A 21,468-nucleotide genomic window follows, 5' to 3' on the forward strand; every position below is an offset into this window, starting at 1 on the left:
TTACTCACCCTTGTCTGACGTGTCGCTGTTGGCCCGGGGAGGTGCTGCCCGGGGCGTGTCGGCTGAGAGACCGCTCTGCAACTCGGCCATCCAGACGCCGGGCGCGGGTTCCTCGTGCGCCGTCTCCGCCGGTCCCGGCAGGGGCGTGGTCCGCGCCGCGGGGCCGGACGCCGGACGACGGCGGCGCCGCTGGGGCAGCCCGCTCGCCGTCCGTTCGGCCACCTCCGGCGGCTCTTCCTCGCTACGGTCGTCCGCGCGCACCGGGGCGGACCGGTCCGGGGCCGTGGCCTCGTGCGTGTCCATGGCCCCGTGCGTGTCCACGGCCTTGTGCGTGTCCACGGCCGCACCGGCGTGCCGGTACGCGTCCGGGGACGCGTAGCGCGGTGCGAAATCTTCGGTTGCCGCCCGGGAGGGCGCGCCCTGTGGGGCGTCCGGCCCGTCCGCGAACCGGTCCGCCGACCGATCCGCCTGCCGGGGCCCGGACGAGGCGCCGATACCGTGTGCCCGCCCCGTCGCGGGTGCGGTGGTGAGCAGCCTCTTCGGCACGGTCAGCACCGCGCGCACGCCTCCGTAGACGGACGGCGGGAGCGCGACCTTGAAGTCGTAGGCCTGCGCGAGGCGGCCGACCACGGCGAGCCCCAGCCGCGGCGACTCCCCCAGGTCGTTCAGGTCGATACCGGCCCGTGCTTCCTTGAGCATCCCCTCGGCCCGCGACCGCGCCTCCTCGCTGAGACCGACGCCGCCGTCCTCGACCTCGATGGCGATGCCCATGTGCACCTCCACCGCCGTCAGATGGACGCGGGTCTTGGGCGGCGAGTACCGGCTGGCGTTGTCCAGCAGTTCCGCCAGCGCGTGGATGAGCGGCTCGACGGCGGTGCCGACCACGGCGACCTCGGCGACGGTGTGCAGCTCCACCCGCTGATAGTCGAGGATCCGGGACATGGCGCCACGCAGCACGCTGTAGAGGGGCACCGGCTTGCTCCACTGGCGGCCCGGCCGCGCCCCGCCGAGTACGGCGATGCTGTCGGCCAGTCGGCCGATCAGGGCCGTGCCGTGGTCGAGCCGGAGCAGGTCGGCGAAGAACGCCGGTTCCTTGCCGTGCCGGTCTTCCATCCCCCGCAGGTCCGTCGCCTGCTGGTGCACGATCGCCTGGACCCGGCGCGCGATGTTCACCACACCGCGCTGCGCCGAGTCCCGCATGCTCTCCTCCGCCTGCACGGCCTCGACGACGGACCGGAGCAGCGCCTGGTGCGCCGCCTGGGTCTGCGGGCTGAGCCCCTCGTCATGAGCGGAGAGGGACAGCAGGACGTCCTCGGCGAACTCGCCTTCCTGAAGCCGGGCGACAGCCGCCGGAAGGTGCTGCTCGGCCAGCCGGATCGTCGCGGCCTCCTGCCGCCGCAAGTCCTGGCGCAGGGCTGCTTCCCGCGCGGCGTAATCGGCCCGCAGCGCGGCGATCTCCCGGCCGCGGCGGGCCGCCTCGGCCGACACTAGGGCGGCGATCGCCGTGGCGACGACACCGCACCAGATGGCCGGTGCCCTCCCTCCCGCGGGCGCGATCGTCGCGATGACTGCCGTGACCACGGCCATCAGGACAGCGGGAGCCGACCACGCCGCGGCAAGGCCGGTCGAGGAGCCTCCGGGTGACGACGCAGTACGAACCATCAGCATCCTCAATCATCGAGAAATTCCAGAACCAAGGGGATACGCGGCACAGGCGACAATCATCGAGCTCATTGCGTGAACCAGCCTATTTCCGCGCCAAGTTCGCACAAAAAGTTCGCACCCCGATGCATTCGATTGACACTATAACCACACGTGATCTCCCCTCACGCACAGCCTCTGACCTGCCCGAAAGGCATCGCAGGGCCACTCGTGGAGCGGCTCACCACGATCATGGAGTTATCCGCGGAGAGGGTCTTCCGCATTGTGTGTCGAATAGCAACCCGATGCGCAGTGTGTCCGCTTAGCGGGCGAACCATTCGCCATCAATTGCCCGGACCGGCGGACGCGTGGTGACGGAGATGAATGTGGACGACTACGGTCCGCACGGACTTCCGGGCGCACGCGGCAACAAACGCCGGACTCCCACGGGTTCGCGCGATAAATGAACCCTGAGTGACTTTCAGGTAAACGAGACGGAGTCCGCTCCCCGCAGCACGCACTCCGGCTGCCCCCCGGTGCCGCGGGTGAATACACCCCCACAGCATCGGGGGGCAGCCGGAGTGAGATGCATCAGGCACACCTCTAGCGTGCGGGTATATGACGATGAAGCCGCACCGATCGGACCGGATCAACACCACGCGCCGGAGCGCGCTCGCGCTCGGCACCGCGGTGGCAGCCGCACCATTACTTGGCGAAGCAGCCCCCGCCCGGGCCCACTCCGCGACCGGAGAACTGGACGAGCTGGGCATCAGCGAGCTTCGCGCGCGGATGGACGACGGACGGCTCGACGCCGAACGGCTCACCCGCTACTACCTGGACCGGATCGAACGCATCGATCCGCTCCTGCGCGCGGTGATCGAGGTCAACCCCGACGCACTGCGGGAGGCCCGGCGCCTGGACGCCGACGGACATTCCCGGGGACCGCTGCACGGCATGCCCATCCTGCTGAAGGATCTGATGGAGACCGCGGACCGGATGCGCACCACGGCCGGATCACTCGCCCTGGAGGGTCTCCGGCCCACGGCGGACGCCACGGTCGCCGCCAGGTTACGCGCGGCGGGTGCCGTCATCCTCGGCAAGACCAACCTGAGCGAGTGGGCCGGTGGGATGTCGCTCACCCACCACGCGGGCTGGAGCGCCCGCGGTGGGCAGACCCGGAACCCGTACAAGCTGGACCGGTCGCCGAACGAGTCCAGCTCCGGTACGGCGGTCGCCACCGCAGCCAACTTGTGCGTCGCGGGAATCGGTACGGAGACCAACGGCTCGATCATCGACCCGGCTTCGGCGAACTGCGTCGTCGGGGTGAAACCGACCGTCGGACTGGTCGGACGCGGCGGCATGATCCCCGGCGTGCCCAGCCAGGACAGCGTCGGCCCGATCGCACGCACGGTCCGCGACGCCGCGATCCTGCTCGGCGCCCTCGTCGGCACCGACGACCGCGACCCGGCGACCGAGGCGAGCCGCGGTCGCTTCCACCGCGACTACACCCGTTTTCTGCGTGCCGACGGCCTCCGCGGGGCCCGCCTCGGCGTCCCGCGAACCGTCTACTTCGGCTACGACCACCACGCCGACCAGATAGCGGAACGGGCAATCGCCACGCTGCGCGAGGCAGGCGCGACAGTGGTCGACCCGGCCGACATCCCGACGGCCGACCAGCTCGAGGACCTCCCCAGCTCGATGGTGGTCCAGGTATACGAGATCAAGCGTGCGCTCAACGCCTACCTGGCCGACGCCCGCGGTGACCATCCGCGCAACCTGTCGGAGCTGATCGCGTTCAACCGCGCGCACGCCGACCGCGAACTCCGCTACGTGCGGCAGGACGGACTGGAAGCCGTACACCAACTGGACTTCACCGAGCACGAGTACCGCCAGGCGCTGGCCACCAACCACCGGCTGTCGCGCACCAAGGGCATCGACGCGGTGCTGCGCCGGTTCCGGCTGGACGCGCTGGTGATGCCGACCACCGGACCACCGGCCAAAATCGACCTGGTCCGCGGGGACAGCCACGGCGGCGGCGCGTCGACCCCCGCCGCGCTCGCCGGATACCCCGCGATCAGCGTCCCGGCGGGCTTCGCGTTCGGCCTTCCGGTCGGCCTGACGTTCATGGGCACAGCCTGGAGCGAGCCCGCCCTGCTCCGTATGGCCTACGCCTACGAGCAGGCCAGCCACGTCCGCCGGCCACCGACATACCGCCCCGCCGACATCGGCTTCTGAACACCACCACCACGCCCGCACCGAGCTTCCACCCGACGCTCACAAACAACCCGCCACAGCACAGAACGTCCACACCCGAAAAGTCGAGCGAACCCGGGTCCTCGGTGGCCTCATCGACGAGTACAGACGACCTGACGTGCAGGGATGGCTTTTCGAGGGGCACACGATAACGGTTTCATCGCATCATCTCGATTCGTTGTATCGTCCCTCGCGAAGGCCGAACATATGTGTGCGGCAGATGACTTGGTTTACCTCAGGGGGCGGTGCGCCATCTCTTTCGAAGAAGAATGGGCTCAACACAAGTCCGCGGCAGCCGCGCGGACACAGATGCAGCTGAACAGCTTCGACAGCGGAGGCGCTCCCTCGACGGGGGGTGACCATATGGCCACCTCCGTCGCCGACAAGAAGAAGGCCGCCAGGTACCTGGAACAGGACTTGCTTCCCGACGCGGTCAAGGCAGGTCAGCACGCCGGGGGCGCCACGCAGTCCGTCACCGGGCTGGCACCGGCCGGCCGAGTGGACACCGTCGTGTGGGGCGGCCCGGGCGAGTTCGACAAGTGGGAGATCAAGGCCGGCCTCAACGCGGCGATGAGGCACTGGGGCCAGCAGGTGAACAACCTGCTGGCTCGCCTCAACGGGGAGATGGCGGCGCTGCGTACCGCGAAGAACCTCTACATCGGCAACGATCAGTTGCAGGGCTCGCAGTTCAACGACCTCATTCCGGTCGGGCAACCGGGCAGCGGCGTCACCAAGGACACACCATCCGTTATCACTGCCCCCAAGCCGCCGGATCCCTCCACCGATCCCAACGGCCCGCTGCTGTCGCCCAATCCCTCGCCCACCTCGGAGTGACCCATGGCTCTCACCTACCAGGACGTGATGACCACGGACTTGTCCACACTCCAGAGCGCCTCCGAGGAGTGGAAGGCAATGGGGGACAAGTTCAAGACGCTCAAGACGGACTACGACACCCACGTGCGCGGAACCCTCGGCAACGGGAAGTGGGTCGGCCAGGGCTACAACGCCGCGGCCAAGAGCGGCGGTATCACGGCGCACGAGCTGTGGGGTGCCATGAAAGAGGCACACGCCGTCGCCGAGCAGCTCTCCGAGGCCCACACGGTGCTGACCCGGCTCAAGTCCGCGCTGGAGGACCTGGTCAAGCAGGCGCGTGAGGACGGCTACAAGGTCGACCCCGCGACGGGCAAGGTCACCACGGACTACGACTCCAAGCATTTCCAGGACATGACGCCCCAGGAACTGCGCGGGTACAAGAACGACCCGGCGGGCATCGCCGCGCGCGAGCAGAAGCGGACCGACCTCCTCATGGACCAGATCAAGGAGATCGACAAGGCCGACTTCGGCTACCGCACGGCCCTGGAGCGCGTCACCAAGGACGTCGACGGCAAGGGCGTCAACGGCGGCTTCAACTCCAGCGCCTCGGGCGACCCGGAGAAGTACGAGGGCCAGCGCGCCGAGGAACTGGCGAAGAAGGTCGCCGACGGCGACGACCTCGGCGACAAGGAGAAGACGGAGCTGCGTACGCTCCTCGACGGCAACAAGGGCGACAAAGCCTTCAGCCAGACGTTCGTCCAGGGCTTGGGCCCCGAGGGCACCGTCAAGCTCGGCCACGAGCTGCGTGGAATGGGCAAGGACGGTGACTGGCTGGAGAAGAGCGTCAGCACGACCATCGCCGCCGCCACCAACGTCCCCAAGGACATCGAGAAGCTCCCGGTGACCTCCAAGCGCTACCAGGAGTGGCTCAACAGCGCGGACGGCAAATTCAACAAGGAGTTCCTCGCCGGTCTCAAGAAGGTCGGCACGGAGAACTTCGCCAGCAACACCGAGCCCGTCTACGGCTATCAGGAATTCGTGACCCTGATGCAGAAGGGCGGGAAGTACGACGGCTCCTTCCTGCAGACCCTCGGCGACGACATCATGGAGACCGAGAAGGAGCACAAGGACCAGGGGCTGTGGGATCAGTGGAACGGCAAGCCCGGGCAGAAGGGCGTCGAGTACGACCCGCTGGACGGCGTGCTGGGCTTGATGAGCAAGGACCCGGACGCCTCCACCACCTACCTCGACCCTAAGGGCAGCGACCGTCTCGACTACCTGCTCAAGGACCGGGACTGGCCCGGCTACCTCCTCAACGCCGGTGGCGCGGCGCCATTCGACAACAAGGACCTCGCCGACCTGACCAACAAGGTCGGTTTCGGCCAGGCGCTCGAGGCGGCGGCCACCGGTGAGGTGCCCGGGACGAAGCATCCGCTGGGCGGCCACTCGGAGGCCGAGGCGCGCGTGATGCAGTACGCCGTCACCCATCTCGGCGACTCCATGTCCCCGAACCTCAGGCCTTCGATGGGCCACATCCTGACCGACTACACCCCGGACACGCACGAGATCCTCAGCCAGGCGAATCCCGCCTACGAGAGCGAGAAGCACATCGCTTCGGGGGTCTTCAAGGACGAGCAGGGGAACGTCCGGGTCGCCCTGGACCCGCAGGTCCTCGACAAGGCGATGCGCGGCGTGGCCGACGATCCGGGGGCGTTCGCGGACATGTTCAACGCGGAGCGGCAGTACTCGGCCGACAAGCTGGTCCAGAACCCCATCAACGGGGACACCAAGGCCATCGACCAGCGGAACGGCGCCATCATGGCTGTCGGCAACGTCTGGGGCCACTACGACGGCGTGATGACGGATGTCGCCCTGGACAAAAAGGATGCCGCGATCCAGTGGGCGCGCGACGTCAACCACCACGTCAACGCCGCCAACGCGGTGGTCGACTTCGTGCCTTCCAAGGCCCCTGGGGTCGTCGCTCCGGGCGTGGACATCGTCGGCCGCGTGGTGGACTTCGGCATGTACGACTGGACCAAGGAAGCCGTCGCGGACGCCACCAAGGTCGGGGGCGAAGAGGCGGCCAAGACGTTCAACACCGGCCACAAGCAGATGGACGCGCTCGTCGTGAAGTGGGTGGAGGCCCAAGGCGGCGACCCCGGCATCGAATCCGGCAAACCCTCTCCCGAGATCGGAGTGATCCAGCACGAGGGGCAGGGAACGTACAGTGACGGACGGGAGCAGGCATTGATCAACCTTGGGCGTCCCGGCGGGTGACGCACCGCTCGGTAGTGGTGCGGGGCCCGTTCCCTCTTGCTGGAGAAACGATCGAGAATGAGTGACAAGAGAATGAGCAGCACCGGCAAGAAGGTCGGCATCGCTCTGGGCGGGATCCTGGTCTGCCTCCTGCTGGTCGGCGGTGTGCTGTACGCGACCGGGACACTCCAGGGCTGGCGGGACTCCCGGGAACTGTCCCGTGCCTGCGAGGGAAGCCTCGCCACCCAGCAGGTCCGCGATGCCCTGGGCAGCGACGACGTGGGGGCCCAGGACACCTCGGGGGACGGGACGGGGGTGCTGGCCTCCTGCAGGGCGGAAGTCACCGGCGGCAGCAACGGTGGCCTGAGCATCCAGATATACCGAGGCTCACGGAGCGAGGGCGCCATGGCGTACCTCGACCGCCACGGGCTGGCGTCGTACAGCTCGCCGGTCTCCCCGCTCGGCACCTGGCCAGGGGTACTGCTGAACGACCCTGATATGCCCCGTGCCTCGCTCTGGCTGCGGTGCCGCGGCGAGAAGGACAAGAGTCTGCTGGTCAACGCCCGCCTGGAGGGTTTGGGCGGAAAGGCGTGGTCCGGCGACCGGCGCCGGGACTTCGCCGCCGCGGTGACGGCGACCTCCGAGAAGGCCGCCGGCGCCTTCGGCTGCGCGGATCCCGACACGGGTTCCCTCACGGGCCTGGCCGACAATCCCCGCGACCAGCCGGTCCCCGTCGCGGAGGCCACGGGTACCTGCGCCGCGCTGCGCCCGCACTCCCGCGCCGCCACGCGAGCGGGTCTGGACCACGTCTGGACCACGCGGTCCTCCGGATCGGCACCGGTGGAGGACTGCGTGGTCACCACGTCGGACGATCCGCAGCTGCCCGCGTATTCGATCTCGGCCTACTACGGCCCGTACGCCGAGAGTTTCGCGAACGAGGTCGCCGCCTCGCGCGTGCAGGGCGAACGGGGGCAGGAGAAGGATGGTTACCTCACGTGGGCGACCGCCGAGTGCCCCGGCACCGACCAGCGGGCGCTGTACGTCCTTCAGGGCATCATTGACAGCAGCGTGACAAATCCGGGAGAGGTGCCCGTGCGACATGACTCGGCCGCCCTTCGGGCCGACCTGCTCACGGCGTTCGCAAAGCAGTCCGCCGAGCAGCACCACTGCGGCGACCTGAAGGCGCCGTGATCCATCCGGTTCAGGGGCTCAGGGGTTCACCACCCTCCAGCGTTCGGCCGGGATGTCGTTGCACGTGGCGAGGCGGACGGTGCCGCTGTTGGCGTCGGGGCCCAGCAGGCACAGGTGGCTGGCTTCGTTGCGATAGCGGGTGGTGCCGTCCGCGTAGTTCTCGGCCTGCCAGCGCTGGCCTGCCCCGTCGACATCGCGCGGATCGTCACACGTCCGCGGCACGGCATCCGTTCGCGACCCGGCATGCTCGTCGCGAACGCCCAGGCACAGGTTGTCCTGGTTCCACCACTCGTCCTCGTCCGGATCGGTGAGCGTCGCCTTGGAGGGAGCGGGTGTACGCGCCGCTGGTGTGCATGCTCCAGTGCTGATCGGCGCTCTGGCTGGGGTGGGCGAGTGCGCGTGACGGTACGGGGCTGGTTGTGGGAGCGGGGCCCGATGTCGATCCGCCGGTAGTCGCTCGCGTGCCGGGTCGCCGCCGAGGGTGGCCCGGACCCGGTCTCCTGCAGCGCCAGCAGAGGGGTCCGGCGGGCCATCGGCGCCACTTCCGAGGTCCACCGGGCGCCGTTGTTGGTGCCGTCCACGTTGCACGAGGTGAACGGCGAACTGCCGTCCCCGTTCACGGCCTGCGCCGGGGCATCGGTCAACGGAACGACCAGCAGGGCCGCCACCGCACTCACAATGGCGGTCACGACGGTGATCCACCGTCGTGACCGCGGTCGCGTCATCGTAGTCCGCGAAGTGCCCCGGATCCGCGGACGTCTGTCCCTGCACGGCCATCGGCTGCCGCTCACCAGCGCGGCCAACCCGGGGTCGGTCGGTGTGCGCGTGCACCGGATGCGTCCCGCCCACTGGACACAGGCCCCTTCAGGACCAGGGGATGACGCGATGCCGTCGGGACGACAGGATGTGAGGTCAGGGGCGGGTACGCGCACTGTGGCCCCGTCCCTGACCATGGGGCCATGCCACAACCGGACCGGAGGGTGAAGCCCGTGACCACGTCGATCACCGAGATCGAGACCCATGGCGTCGAACGCATACCGGACGAGGACCGGTCGGCCCGCCCGATCGACCTCTTCCGGCTGGCTTTCGGCGGCGCCAACACCTTCGCGACATGCGTACTCGGCGCCTTTCCCGTCCTGTTGGGGCTGTCCTTCCCGCAAGGTCTCGCGGCGACCGTCCTCGGCCTGGTCGCCGGGGCACTGCTGCTCGCCCCCATGGCGCTGTTCGGCCCGGCGAACGGCACGAACAACGCGGTCTCGTCCTCGGCACACCTGGGAGTGCACGGCCGGATCGTCGGCTCGTTCCTCTCGCTGCTCACCGCGGTCGCGTTCTTCTCGCTCTCGGTGTGGTCCTCGGGTGACGCGCTCATCGGCGGGGCCCACCGGCTCGTCGGCGTACCGGAGTCGGAGGTTTCGTACGCCGTCGCCTACGCGGTGTTCGCGGTCCTCGTCCTCATCGTCTGCGTCTACGGCTTCCGCTTCATGCTGCTGGTCAACAAGGTTGCCGTGACGGCCGCGTCGGCGCTCTTCGTGCTGGGCGCCGTCGCCTTCGGCGGCGATTTCGACCCCGGCTACGCGGGCACCTTCACCTCGACCGCCGACCCGCTGTTCTGGCCGTCGTTCATCGGCTCCGCGCTGATCGTGCTGTCCAACCCGGTCTCCTTCGGCGCCTTCCTCGGTGACTGGTCCCGCTACATCCCGGCCGCGACACCGCGCCGCCGGGTGATGGGCGCCGCGTTCCTCGCCCAGCTCGCCACCCTGCTGCCGTTCGTCTTCGGCCTGGCCACTGCCTCGGTCATCGCCACGAAGGCCGCCAAGTACGTCGACCCGGCCACCCCCAACTACGTCGGCGGGCTGCTGGCGATCTCGCCCGGCTGGTACTTCCTGCCGCTGTGCCTGATCGCGCTGATCGGCGGCCTGTCCACCGGCACCACGGCGCTCTACGGCACCGGCCTCGACTTCTCCAGTGTCTTTCCGCGCTTCAGCCGGGTCCGGGCGACCTTCCTCATCGGGGGACTGTCGATCGTGTTCGTCTTCCTCGGCCGGTTCGCCCTGAACCTCACCCAGTCGATCTCCACCTTCGCGACGCTGATCGTCACCTGCACCGCGCCCTGGATGATCGTGATGGTTCTCGGCTATGTGACCCGCCGTGGCTGGTACGACGCGGAGGCGCTGCAGGTCTTCAACCGCCGTCAGCGCGGCGGCCGTTACTGGTTCACCCACGGCTGGAACTGGCGCGGGATGTCCGCCTGGCTGGTGTCCGCCGTCGTGGCCCTGCTCTTCGTGAACCTGCCGGGCCAGTTCGTCGGCCCGCTCGGCGACCTCGCGAACGGGGCCGACATCTCCCTGCCGGTCGGCCTCGCCCTCGCGGCCGTGAGCTACCTCGGCCTGCTGACCGCGTTCCCCGAACCGCGCGCGGTGTACGGGCCGGACGGCCCCCGCCTCGTACGGACCTCCGACGCCGACACCCCGCCCATCACCGCCTCCCCGAACAGCCCCGACGGCGTCTCCGCTACGGCTACCGAGCGCACCTGAGCGGCGACCGCGACGTCCTCCCTGATCCCTCCAGCCGAACGATTTACAGTCCCACTATGTGCTGGCGGGGGGCACCCCGGCACTCGTACACCACTGCAACCTTGCAGACCATGCCGACAGTGTGCGTAACGAGCCTGGAGTGAAATTTGCTTCCGAGTACACATCGCCTTCGGGCGCGAAGTACTACGGTCGCAATAAGCATGGCCAGCAGGCAGAAGGGCCGCTGGCGGAAGCGCTCGGACGAACAGACCACCATGGCGGGTGCGCGGAGGTGCACTGCCTTATTCAATCGCAGGCGATTGAAGGACCCGAGGCCATCAGGGGAGGAACCATGCGAACGGTAAAGACGCGGAATAACTCTATGCCGACATCGAATACAGTTGGGCATGGCGAACCAGCCCATCCCTGCGGCCGTTGTGGTCGACTACTGGAAGATCTGGGGATCAACTGATGTCCATGATTCGATTTGACTCGCTCAGCCAAGATCTGCTTGGGGCGCTTGTCGCGTCCGGATGGAACACAGAGAGGGCAGTTGACGCCGACCAATGGCTGAAGCCGCTGGAGGGCGAAGGGTACCGGTCCCACCCATTGGCTGAAGAAATCCTTGCGACAGTGGGAGGACTTTCGATCGAGCCGATCAATCGAGTTGGCCCGAATTTCAGTAACGACGAACCTTACAATTTCGACCCCTTCGCCGCTGGGCCAGGACAGCGGGATCTAGCCGCAGAGGTAGAGAATGCTCTCGGTGGAGATTACTTCCCTATCGGCGAGTGGCTCAGTTATTCAAGCGTATTCGTGGAGGCTGGAGGGAGGGTGATTGCTGCCGGCATGGGATGGATTTGGGAGCTCGGCTCAACCTTTGAAGAGTCTCTGGAGCTGGCAGTCTGCGCGAATCGCCCGCTGGTCTGCCTGCACTCCGATCCGGGACTCGATCCTTGGCCGCAATCTTATTCCCATTAGCAAATCTCGGCCAGACGGCGCGCCCCTCGCTGGCGAGGGAGAAGAGGTCCCCTCGGGGGCAGGCCGGGACATGTCCAGCCGCAGGCGGTCATACCCTCCAGGACCGCGTCCAAGTGCCGCTTACCCTGCGTCAAGAAGGGGACGTCCACGGGCACGGTGTCAAACGTGCTCAACCGGCCGGAGCGGGTGGCCGAGGCGACGCGTGCGCGCGGAGAAGGCAGTCGCCGAGCCGGAGCTAGTGCGCCGGCCGGGCCGACCAGGGACGGTGACCACTGGCGCCGCAGCGAGTTCTCCACGTGGCTCTTCGAGCCTGCGGCGTCGGCCCACTTCCCGAAGCTCGGTGTTGGCGAACTACTCGCACGTCACGTCTGAGATGCGGGCTCGTCTGCGCGAGCAGCTGACGGAGGTGTGGGAGGCGGCACTGGGCTCAGAGGCCCATCCCCGTGCTGGAGATGGGCCCCTGGCCTGCGTAAACACCGTCGGGACGACAGGATTTGGACCTGCGACCCTTTGACCTCCAGTCAAGTGCAAACGTCGAATTCCTCCGCGGAAGAGGGCAGTCGGCTGTGAAGCTGCGTTCAGGAGGTCGAGGGCAGCCGCTCGCCCACGGTTGAGCTAAGCGTCCTGAGTGCCCAGCAGATCGTCCAGCGCGGCCGTCATCCCGGCGACGAGGTCGCGGCTCGGGTCGATGAGCCATTGGAGCTGGAGTCCGTCCCAGATGGCGACGACGGACTCCGCGATCATCCTCGGGGCCCTGCCGTTGGAGGCACGGCCCTCGTCCTGATCCCGGCGCACGGCGATCTCGACGGCGGTGACCACCGCTTCGTACCGTTCGCGGAACCACTCGTGCGCGGGATGGTCCGAGGCTGAGGATTCCGCGGCCATGAGGGCAAGCAGCCTCAGCATCTCCGGCCGATCGAGGTTGCGACGAACGTATCGCAGGATGGCGTACTTCACTCCTTCCTTCCGGCTGTCCGAGTCGAAGGAGTCGGCCCTTGCGGTGTCGGCGTGATCGAGGACGGCCACAAGGAGCTCGCTCTTGGTGGGAAAGTGGTGCACGACGCTGGTCAGACTGAGACCGATCAGCTTCGCGATTTCCCGCAGAGACCCGCCTCGGTAGCCGCGCGCCGCGAACACCGATGTCGCGGCGTCGACGATCTCGGCCCGACGGCGCGCGCTCTTGGCGTACGGGCCCCGCCGAGTGGCTGGACGAGCACTCATCTCTTCGGTCATGGCGTCGACCCTATGGCGTGCCTCCCTCCGCCGCCTTCCCGGCCCGAGCCCTCACTCCTCCGGCGATCAGCGGCCCACGTGGCGGCGAGGGCGGCGACAAGGGCGGCGACAGAAGCACGGATTTTGGCCACGTCGAAACTATGGCACCTGTTCGGCTTTCGGAGTACCGTCTCGCTCACCCCACACCACGACATGCGAGGGAACGACGCACGCGTCCAAAGGGGAGAGGAAACAGGACAACGATGTTCACATCAAGGGTCGCGAGGACACTCCTCGGTGGCCTGCCCGCAGCACTGAGCCCGGCCAGTGGCCACGTCACCGTGTGGGCGATAGGTACCGAGAGGCCCGCCCCGTCTGATCGCACGCTTCGAGAAGGCGCAGCCCATACAAGGTGCAGGTCATGGCAGGACGTCCCGCTGCCTCGTCGGCCCCTCGTGGCACGAAGTACGACGTACGGCTGACGCCTCACGGCGCTCGCTGATCCACCCGTACCTCTTCAACACACCCTGACAGCGGGCCATCGGCGGGGACATCGAACTGCCGTCGGCCCCCGTCCGATCGCTGTCGCCGTCGCCATCGCCATCGCCGTCGCCGTCGCCGTCGGGCCCGTACCTCACCGCTTGCAGGCATCTTCCCGAGTGAGGAAGAACCGCGCCCTGCTCTTCAGCCCCCGGATTACGCCGGAACCCAAGGTCCGGAAGGTGGGGGCACTTCACTTGCCGGTGCTTCTTCCTCCATCCGGCTGCCACGGTCAGCCAAGCGGCCAGCCTCCCCTGTAACAAGGCAAGGAGTTGTCATGTCGGAAGCCGTTCAGGGCCCAGCCCAGCTACCCGGCGACAGCGTCAAACCGGTCCCCCGCACCGGCAACCAACCAAAGCCGAAACTCGGCGCCCTCGGGGCGCTGCTGTTCCAGGCGAACTTCGGCTGGATGTTCGCCTCGGGCATCTCCGGGACCCTGCTGCCCGCCCTCATGGAGCAGGTGGACGCGTCGGCCAAAGTCGCGCTGTACGGCACGCTGTCCTCGATCGGCGGACTCACGGGCCTGGTCGCGAACATCGTGTTCGGCTCCGTCTCCGACCGCACCCGCTCCCGCTGGGGCCGCCGCAATCCATGGATCCTCGGCGGCGGCCTGCTCGCCGGACTGTCCCTCGCCGCGATGTCGCTCGCGACCGCCTTTCCGATGCTCGTGCTGCTCTTCGTGGCGTACGAGATCGGGTTGAACATGCTGCTGGCGCCGCTGGCGGCCGTGTTGCCCGACCGGGTGCACCCGAGCAGACGTGGATTGGCATCCACGCTCATCGGGTGCGGCACGCTCCTGGCGCAGAGCCTCGGCGCGGTCGTCGGCGCGGCCTTCTTGAGCGACATTCGCCTCGGTCTGGGCACGATCCCGTTGATCGTCTGCCTTACCAGCGCGTTGTTCGTCGTCTTCGCCCGCGACACGTCCAACCGCGATCAGCCCAAGGTGGAACTCACCATTCGCGAGGTGCTGCGCACCTTCCGCATTCCGCTGGACCGCGACTACCTGTTCGCGCTGTTCGGTCGCATGCTGCTGTTGTTGGCCTTCAACTGCGTTCTGATGTACAAGCTTTACATCCTGCAGGACTACCTGCACCTGTCGAAGGCCGGTGTCGCCGGAGCCATCGCGATCAGCGGGACGCTCATGGCGGTGTCCGCGGCGATCGGCACACTGATCTCCGGGCCGCTGTCGGACCTCATCAAGCGCCGCAAACCCCTCGTGGTCGCCGCGTCCCTGGTGATCGGCGCGACCTTCGTCCCGCTCATCCTGTGGCCATCGCAGACCACGTTCCTGCTGTTCATCGGGTTCGCCGGGCTCGCGTACGGCGTCTACATCGCGGTCGACCAGGCGCTGATGACCGATGTCCTGCCGAACGACTCGGCCCACGGCAAGGACATGGGCATCCTCAACATCGCCAATACCGCGCCCCGGTTCGTCACGCCCGCGCTCGCGGCCCTCGCGTTCAGCACCGGCCTCGGTTACCGCATGTTGTTCATCCTGGCCGTCGTCCTCGCCGTCATATCCGCCGTGCTCATCGGGTCCATCCGCCGCGTCCGCTGAGAGGAATCGCCGTGTCTTTCCCCTACCTTTCGCTCGCGACCGCACCGGACGGGACACCGTTCCGCGATCTCAACGGCAACGGCGTCATGGAGCCGTACGAGAATCCGACGCTGTCCGTCGCGGAACGGGTCGCCGACCTGATCGGGCGGATGACGCTCGAAGAGAAAGTGGGGCAGCTGTTCCAGCGCAGCATCGAGGCGGGCGAGGACGGTTCCCTGGTCGAGGAGGGGGCGAGGCAGATGCCGGAATCCACCAGTTCCTTCGTCCGCGACCGGCTGATCACCCACTTCAACGTGGTTCGCCTGCCCGCGCCGGAACAGGCGGCGAGATGGCAGAACAATCTCCAGAAACTCGCCGAGAGCACCCGGCTGGGCATTCCGGTCACGCTCTCGACCGACCCGAGGCACGCCGTCCTGCCGAACGAGAACGAGGCAGCGGCCCTGCCCGCGGGAGCCTTCTCCGCCTGGCCGGAAGGGCTCGGACTCGCCGCGCTCCAGGACGTCGACGCGGTGCGGGAATTCGCCGAGTACGCCAGGAGGGAATACCTCGCGGTCGGCGTGCGCGCCGCCCTGCACCCGCAGGTCGACCTGGCCACCGAGCCACGCTGGGCCAGGCAGTCCACGACCTTCGGCCCGGATGCCCGTCTCACCAGCGCATACGTGCACGCCTACCTGGACGGCTTCCAGCAGCTGAACTCGGCCAACGCGCTCGGTCCCGACAGCGTGGCGTGCATGACCAAGCACTTCCCGGGAGGCGGGCCGCAGAAAGACGGGGAGGACCCGCATTTCCCGTACGGTGCCGAGCAGGTCTATCCCGGCGGCATGTCCGAGTACCACCTGGAGCCGTTCCGAGCAGCCGTCGCGGCCGGGACATCGGCGATCATGCCCTACTACGGGAAACCTGTCGGCCTGGTGGTACGGAATGGCAAGCCGATCGAGGAAGTCGCCTTCGGCTACAACAAACAGATCATCACCGGGATCCTCCGCGACGAACTCGAATTCGACGGGGTGATCTGCACGGACTGGCAACTCGTCACCGGATTCTCCCGGGCCGGGAAGCCAATGCCCGCTCGTGCCTGGGGAGTCGAACATCTCGACCGGGCGGAGCGGGTCGCGAAAATCCTCGACGCGGGATGTGACCAGCTCGGCGGGGAGAACTGCACCGACGTCCTGCTCCGGCTCGTCCACGATGGCCGGGTGGCGGAGTCGCGGATCGACGAGTCGCTCGCTCGCGTTCTTCGCGTCAAGTTCGAGCTGGGCCTGTTCGACACCCCCTACGTGGACGAGGCGGCAGCGGCGGAAAAGGTCGGCACGGCCGACGCGGTCGCGGCGGGGCATGCGGCCCAGAAACGCTCGTGCGTCATGCTGCGGGGGCGGAGCAGTCCGGCACTGCCGCTGACGGCTGGCACCAGCGTGTATCTCGACGGCATTGACGCCGGTGCGGCGTCCGGTCGCCGAGCCGGTGTTCCACGCGGGCACCCTGGAATACCCGCCGGAAGTCATCGACCGGGTGCGGAACCTGAGCACACACGGACCGGTAGCCCTCGTGGTGCGGCTGGAACGCCCTGCCGTCCTCACGCCACTCGTCGAGATCGCAGACATCGTCCTCGGCGAGTTCGGCACAACTGACCGAGCCATCTTCGACGTCCTCGCGGAGCCGGACGCCGCTCAGGGCAAGCTGCCGTTCGACCTGCCCGCGACGGTGCGGGCCGTCCACACCAGCAAACCTGACGTGCCACACGACCTGGAAGACGTGCTTTTCGAGCACGCGGGAGAGGAAACACCGTGCTGAAGCCCATCAGTACCGCCACCCGGGAAACACTGCCCCTGGATGGCCTGTGGCGATTCGCACCGGACACCGTCACCGGCGATGAGCCCTGGACCGGTGTCCTGCCCGGCACACTGGAGGCTCCGGTTCCGGCCAGCTACAACGACATCTTCGTGAACCCGAGCCTGCGCGAGCACGTGGGCTGGGTCTGGTACCAGCGTTCTGTCCGGGTGCCGCGTGGCTGGCATGACCAGCGCATCCTCATCCGCGTAGACGCGGCCACTCACCGCGGCCGCGTCTACGTCGGCGATCAACTGGTCACTGAACACGTCGGCGGATACACCCCGTTCGAGGCGGACATCACCGCACTCGTGACGCCCGGCACCGAGTTCCGCTTGACCATCGGCGTCGAGAACGTGCTGACCAACGAGACGATTCCACCGGGTTCGGTCACCACGAGCGAGACCGGCCGTCGGCAACAGCGGTATCTGCATGACTTCTTCAACTACGCCGGTCTCGCACGGTCGGTGACGCTGTTCAGCACGCCGCGGGCCAGAATCGACGACGTCACGGTCGTCACCGATCTCACCGGCGCCACGGGCATCGTCGACTACCGGATCGACGCCGCCCAGCACGGCTGCACCCTCCACACCGAGCTGATCGATGCTGAGGAGCGCGTTGTCGCCAGCGGCACTGGTGACAACGATCGGCTCGTCGTACCCGACGCACACCCGTGGCAACCCGGCGCCGCCTACCTTTACCAGCTCCGCGTCCAGCTCCGCGATGGCCGTGAAGTCATCGACACGTACCAGCTTCCCGTCGGCATCCGGTCCGTCCGGGTGGACGGCCTGCGGCTGCTGATCAACGGCGAGCCGTTCTATTTCACCGGGTTCGGCAAACACGAGGACACTCCGATACGCGGCAAGGGCCACGACCCGGCCTATATGGTGCACGACTTTCAGCTGATGCAGTGGATGGGCGCCAACAGCTTCCGCACATCCCACTATCCCTACGCCGAGGAAGTCCTGGAATACGCCGACCGCCACGGCATCGTCGTCATCGACGAGGTCTCCGCCGTCGGGCTGAACCTCAACATCGGTGGCGGAATTTTCGGATCCAAGAACGAGCAGACCTTCTCACCGAGCACCATCAACGACCGCACCCGGGCCGCTCACGCGGACACGATCCGCGAACTCATCGACCGCGACAAGAATCACCCTTCCGTGGTTCTATGGTCGATCGCCAATGAACCGGCGTCCAACGAGGACGGCGCCCGCGAGTACTTCGAGCCGCTCGTCGAACTCACCCGACAAGCCGACCCCAGCCGCCCCGTCATGTTCGCCAACCTCGGCATGGCGCCGCCCGAGTCCGACCGCATCGCGGATCTCTTCGACGTCATCGGCATCAACCGCTATTTCGGCTGGTACGAGGACACCAACGACCTCGACGCCGCAGAGCTGCACCTTGAGGACGAACTGAAACGCTGGGAACGACTGCTCGGCAAACCACTGATCATCACCGAATACGGCGCCGACACCCTCGCCGGGCTGCACTCAGTGCACTCGCAGCCGTGGAGCGAGGAGTACCAGAGCGCGTTGCTGGACCTGTATCACCGGGTGTTCGATCGCGTCGACGCCGTTATCGGTGAGCAGGTCTGGAGTTTCGCCGACTTCCAGACCTCTGCGGGGATCTTCCGCGTCGACGGAAACAAGAAAGGCGTGTTCACTCGCGACCGCCGCCCGAAGGGGGCCGCACATCTGCTTCGCACCCGATGGACAACCGGCCAGCGCCGCGGAGGCGAAGGCCCCCGCTGATCCACCGTAACGCCCCGCTGACCGCGACCGGCGGGCGGCGTCCGGCCCGGCCCCCTGCGGCCGGCCGCCCGTGCCGCCGTCGCGGGATCAGGGCTTGTGCCGAGATTCCGGAGGGAAACGGCCGGGGCCAGACCCAGCGTCTCGGCGAGAGCAAAGCCCTGGCAGGAGTCCTACGCCTACGACCCGGCGGGCAATCAGACCCACGCCACCTGGCCGCAGCAGCACCCCGGCTCGGACACGACGGGCGAACGCGACTACACCGGCACCCGAATACGGGCCGCGGGCACCACTCGCTACGAATACGACGCCGCTGGCCGCACCACGCTGCGTCAGAAGACCCGCGCATCGAAGAAGCCCGACACCTGGCGCTACCGCTGCGACCCCCTCGGCCTCACGCCGGACCCCAGCCCGGTCACCTACGTCCCCATCCTCATGTTTCGCTGGACCCTGACGGTCTCACGCCATGCCACCCCCGTCCGGGGGCGCTCATGCAGGATGCGCAGAGGGGCACGGGGAATGTCTGCACGAGGGACCTGAGCCATGTCACCGGCAAGACGGCGCAATCGCGAAATCGGCTGGTATGCGCGCGGCATTCCCGGTGGCACACATCACCCTCGCGACGGCTCCTGCATTTCCGTGCAATTCCACGAAATGGTGGACAGATACATGAGAATGCGAGGCTGGTGATGATTGAGCAGGCAGTCAGGCTCAATGAGCCGTGCGGCGATTGCGGTCGGTCCTGCGAAGGGTGGGCGGTGCAATTGGTGAAGGAGGGCAGACTCCGCTGGGAACTTGAGTGGGCCTGCGATGACTGTGGCGTTTCACACGACGGTGATTGGGGCGCCGCTCCGGACGAAGTACGGCGGCCCATCCCTGGCCAAGCAAGATTATCGGCGCCTCCGAGTCGAGGGGCCGATTAGCTCTGGAGGAAAAGTCCTCAGAGTGTTCCGGAATGCCCTTCGAATATGGACTACCGCGGATCCGGGTTCTGGGTCCGCGACGCCCAGGCTGAGGTGTGGATGTACCTTCTCGGGCAGGAGGCCAAGACAGTCGCTGCTCCTGCCGAATGGCTCGTTGCCGCCCGAGAGGACTGGGAGGTGCAGGCCAGGGTCGGGTTCACGGGATGTGTGTCGCCCCGTCTGGACGACCACCTCGGAACTCATCCCGATCGTGTCTCCCTCACGCTCGACCTGTCGGAGCGCGTTGTGCAGCAACTGCTCGCGTGGTCCCCGGCCATCCCGAAGGACGCGGCGAACTCCTTCGGCACGGGCGCAGAAGGAACCGCCAGGCGGAGTGAGCGCCGAACCTGAAGACCACGGACTGGGCAGGTCGCGAGGCTAGTTCACCACGAAGATTCATCTGGCGCGTGAGCAGGGACAGAAGCCGTTGTCACTGCTGATCACCGCCGGGCAGCGCGGTGACAGTCCGCAGTTCGAGCTGGTCCTGAACGCGATCGGGGGCCCCGGCCTGGTGTCGGTAGGCCGAGAAGACGCCCGCTGCGGGTGCGAGGCGATAAGGAGTACTCTTCGCGCACGAATCGCGCCTACGTGCGCAGACGTGGCATCACGTGCACGCTTCCTGAGCCGGTCGATCAGGTCCGCAACCGCATGCGCCGCGGACGTGGCGGTGGCCGTCCACCCTTCTTCGACCCCGAGGACTACAAGACCCGGCACGCGGTCGAATGCGGGATCAGCCGTCTCAAGCAGCACCAGGCCGTGGCGACCCGGTTTGACGAACTTGCGGTTCGGTTCGAGGCGACGGTTCAGGTCGCGGCGATTCAACAGTGGCTGTGAACCCTCAGCCTGCCGTCGTGCGGATATCCCAGCAGGAAACGACGGCCTCGCGCGGCCATCACGAAGGAAGGGCGCATCTCCTGGCATTGGCGCGGGGCGGTGTATGGGGTTGCACCTTCCGTAGCGGCATGTGGTCCGGTGGACTCACGTCCCGGTCCCTTGAGGAAAGGTCCCTGCTCATGCATGCGTCTTTCATGCCACCCCGCCAGGTCAAGATCGGTGACGCGGCGGCCTTCGCCGGCAGCACGCCACGGGCGATTCGCCACTACCACGCCATCGGTCTGCTCCCCGAGCCTGAGCGGGGCGGCGATGACCGCCGCCGCTACGGGTACGAGGACATGATCCGCCTGCTGTGGATTCGCAAGATGGCCGACGCCGGCATCGCCCTGGACGACATCCGTGACGCCTTTACCACCGGCACGGCTTCCGCCGGCGCGGACGGCAAAGACGGTATCTCGGGCATCCTGGAGCGGCTGGAGGAAACCCTCGCCGAGCAGGAGGCCGAATTGCGGCGGCAACGGACCGCCGTGCAGCGGATGCGCACCGAAGGCAGCCGGATGGGCCTGCTCTCCGACTTCGTCACCGAACGCCTCAAGAACCTGCCCGAGGGCTCCCTGCGCCAGACGGACTTGGACAGCCTGCTGGTCACCGAGCGGATCTTCGGCCCGCTCGGCGCGGCCATCCAGGCCACCCGCTTCATCGCCCTGGCCACACACCCCACTCTGCGGGAGGAATCCGACCGCATCGATGACGCCGAGGAGGCACTCGACGACAGCGTCGCCGTCGATGATCCACAAGTGGCTCAAGTGGCCGTCGAGCGGCACACCTTCGAATGCGCCCTGCAGACCGTCATCGAGGAATCCGGCCTGAGCAAGGACGACGACGCCCTCTGCGACGCCTGGGACACATTGCACCCCGCTACCGCCGATGACGAGTCCGACCTCAGCTCTGGCAGGCGGGAGGCTGGCTCCATGAGCGCGTTCGAAGCCATCGGCAAGATGCCCTACGACTTCTCCCCAGCCCGCCTGCGCTGCATGGAACTGGCCGAAGAACTATCCGCCCAAGACTCACCCGCTACCTGAAACACGGCCTAGATCAACGGCCGTCGGTGGCGCATCATGGGGGCACCGTCCCGT

The 21,468-nt window shown here is 67.5% G+C and carries 15 protein-coding genes and 2 pseudogenes; 14 read left to right on the top strand and 3 right to left on the bottom strand.

Features of this window, described 5'->3' with window-relative positions; genetic code table 11:
* A complete protein-coding gene (locus ACZ59A_RS39200) occupies positions 1 to 1,662 on the bottom strand; it encodes an ATP-binding protein (protein ID WP_470969103.1) in 1,662 nt (553 codons plus the stop codon).
* 597 nt (positions 1,663 to 2,259) lie between these two features.
* On the opposite strand from ACZ59A_RS39200, the gene ACZ59A_RS39205 reads away from it, so the two are divergent.
* The 4 genes from ACZ59A_RS39205 (at position 2,260) to ACZ59A_RS39220 (ending at position 8,154) form a co-directional block, all read left to right on the top strand.
* Positions 2,260 to 3,876 carry an amidase gene (locus ACZ59A_RS39205; RefSeq protein ID WP_470969105.1) on the top strand — a complete coding sequence of 539 codons (1,617 nt, stop codon included), beginning with the start codon at positions 2,260 to 2,262 and terminating at the stop codon, positions 3,874 to 3,876.
* A gap of 381 nt (positions 3,877 to 4,257) precedes the next feature.
* A complete protein-coding gene (locus ACZ59A_RS39210; protein WP_470969107.1) occupies positions 4,258 to 4,728 on the top strand; it encodes a hypothetical protein in 471 nt (156 codons plus the stop codon).
* A gap of 3 nt (positions 4,729 to 4,731) precedes the next feature.
* The gene (locus ACZ59A_RS39215) at positions 4,732 to 6,984 is read left to right on the top strand and encodes a DUF6571 family protein (RefSeq protein ID WP_470969110.1); all 2,253 of its coding nucleotides are present in this window, start codon (positions 4,732 to 4,734) and stop codon (positions 6,982 to 6,984) included.
* A 72-nt stretch (positions 6,985 to 7,056) separates the two neighbouring features.
* A complete protein-coding gene (locus tag ACZ59A_RS39220; protein ID WP_470969112.1) occupies positions 7,057 to 8,154 on the top strand; it encodes a hypothetical protein in 1,098 nt (365 codons plus the stop codon).
* Between the two features lie 18 nt (positions 8,155 to 8,172).
* Here ACZ59A_RS39220 and ACZ59A_RS39225 read toward each other — a convergent pair whose 3' ends face one another.
* A complete protein-coding gene (locus tag ACZ59A_RS39225; protein WP_470969115.1) occupies positions 8,173 to 8,376 on the bottom strand; it encodes a hypothetical protein in 204 nt (67 codons plus the stop codon).
* Between the two features lie 737 nt (positions 8,377 to 9,113).
* Between ACZ59A_RS39225 and ACZ59A_RS39230 the strand changes: the two genes are divergently transcribed.
* Positions 9,114 to 10,688, top strand: coding sequence for a purine-cytosine permease family protein (locus tag ACZ59A_RS39230; RefSeq protein ID WP_470969117.1), 1,575 nt, complete (start codon positions 9,114 to 9,116; stop codon positions 10,686 to 10,688).
* 450 nt (positions 10,689 to 11,138) lie between these two features.
* Entirely contained in the window at positions 11,139 to 11,648 is a 510-nt protein-coding gene (locus tag ACZ59A_RS39235; protein WP_470969120.1) for an SUKH-3 domain-containing protein, read from the top strand.
* A gap of 615 nt (positions 11,649 to 12,263) precedes the next feature.
* Here the strand turns inward: ACZ59A_RS39235 and ACZ59A_RS39240 are convergent.
* Positions 12,264 to 12,881, bottom strand: a complete 618-nt coding sequence (locus ACZ59A_RS39240) for a TetR/AcrR family transcriptional regulator (RefSeq protein ID WP_470969122.1) — start codon at positions 12,879 to 12,881, stop codon at positions 12,264 to 12,266.
* A gap of 796 nt (positions 12,882 to 13,677) precedes the next feature.
* Between ACZ59A_RS39240 and ACZ59A_RS39245 the strand changes: the two genes are divergently transcribed.
* The 8 genes and pseudogenes from ACZ59A_RS39245 to ACZ59A_RS39280 all read left to right on the top strand — a co-directional run bounded on the left by ACZ59A_RS39245 (position 13,678) and on the right by ACZ59A_RS39280 (position 21,414).
* Entirely contained in the window at positions 13,678 to 14,958 is a 1,281-nt protein-coding gene (locus ACZ59A_RS39245) for an MFS transporter (RefSeq protein WP_470969125.1), read from the top strand.
* Positions 14,959 to 14,969: 11 nt separating this feature from the next.
* On the top strand, positions 14,970 to 16,586 hold the full coding sequence (locus ACZ59A_RS39250) for a glycoside hydrolase family 3 protein (RefSeq protein WP_470969127.1): 1,617 nt from the start codon (positions 14,970 to 14,972) through the stop codon (positions 16,584 to 16,586).
* A gap of 156 nt (positions 16,587 to 16,742) precedes the next feature.
* On the top strand, positions 16,743 to 18,539 hold the full coding sequence (gene uidA / locus ACZ59A_RS39255; protein ID WP_470969129.1) for a beta-glucuronidase: 1,797 nt from the start codon (positions 16,743 to 16,745) through the stop codon (positions 18,537 to 18,539).
* 147 nt (positions 18,540 to 18,686) lie between these two features.
* Positions 18,687 to 18,920, top strand: a pseudogene (locus ACZ59A_RS39260) (hypothetical protein); the annotation flags it as partial.
* 159 nt (positions 18,921 to 19,079) lie between these two features.
* Positions 19,080 to 19,226 (top strand): hypothetical protein, encoded by a 147-nt coding sequence (locus ACZ59A_RS39265; protein WP_470969131.1) that lies wholly within the window; start codon positions 19,080 to 19,082, stop codon positions 19,224 to 19,226.
* Between the two features lie 278 nt (positions 19,227 to 19,504).
* On the top strand, positions 19,505 to 19,849 hold the full coding sequence (locus ACZ59A_RS39270; protein ID WP_470969158.1) for a hypothetical protein: 345 nt from the start codon (positions 19,505 to 19,507) through the stop codon (positions 19,847 to 19,849).
* Positions 19,812 to 20,332: pseudogene (locus ACZ59A_RS39275) on the top strand (transposase); the annotation flags it as partial. The gene ACZ59A_RS39270 and the pseudogene ACZ59A_RS39275, both read left to right, overlap by 38 nt.
* 179 nt (positions 20,333 to 20,511) lie before the next feature.
* Positions 20,512 to 21,414 (top strand): MerR family transcriptional regulator, encoded by a 903-nt coding sequence (locus tag ACZ59A_RS39280; RefSeq protein WP_470969134.1) that lies wholly within the window; start codon positions 20,512 to 20,514, stop codon positions 21,412 to 21,414.
* Positions 21,415 to 21,468: the final 54 nt, after the last annotated feature.

Source organism: Streptomyces sp. NPDC040405, from assembly GCF_055595765.1.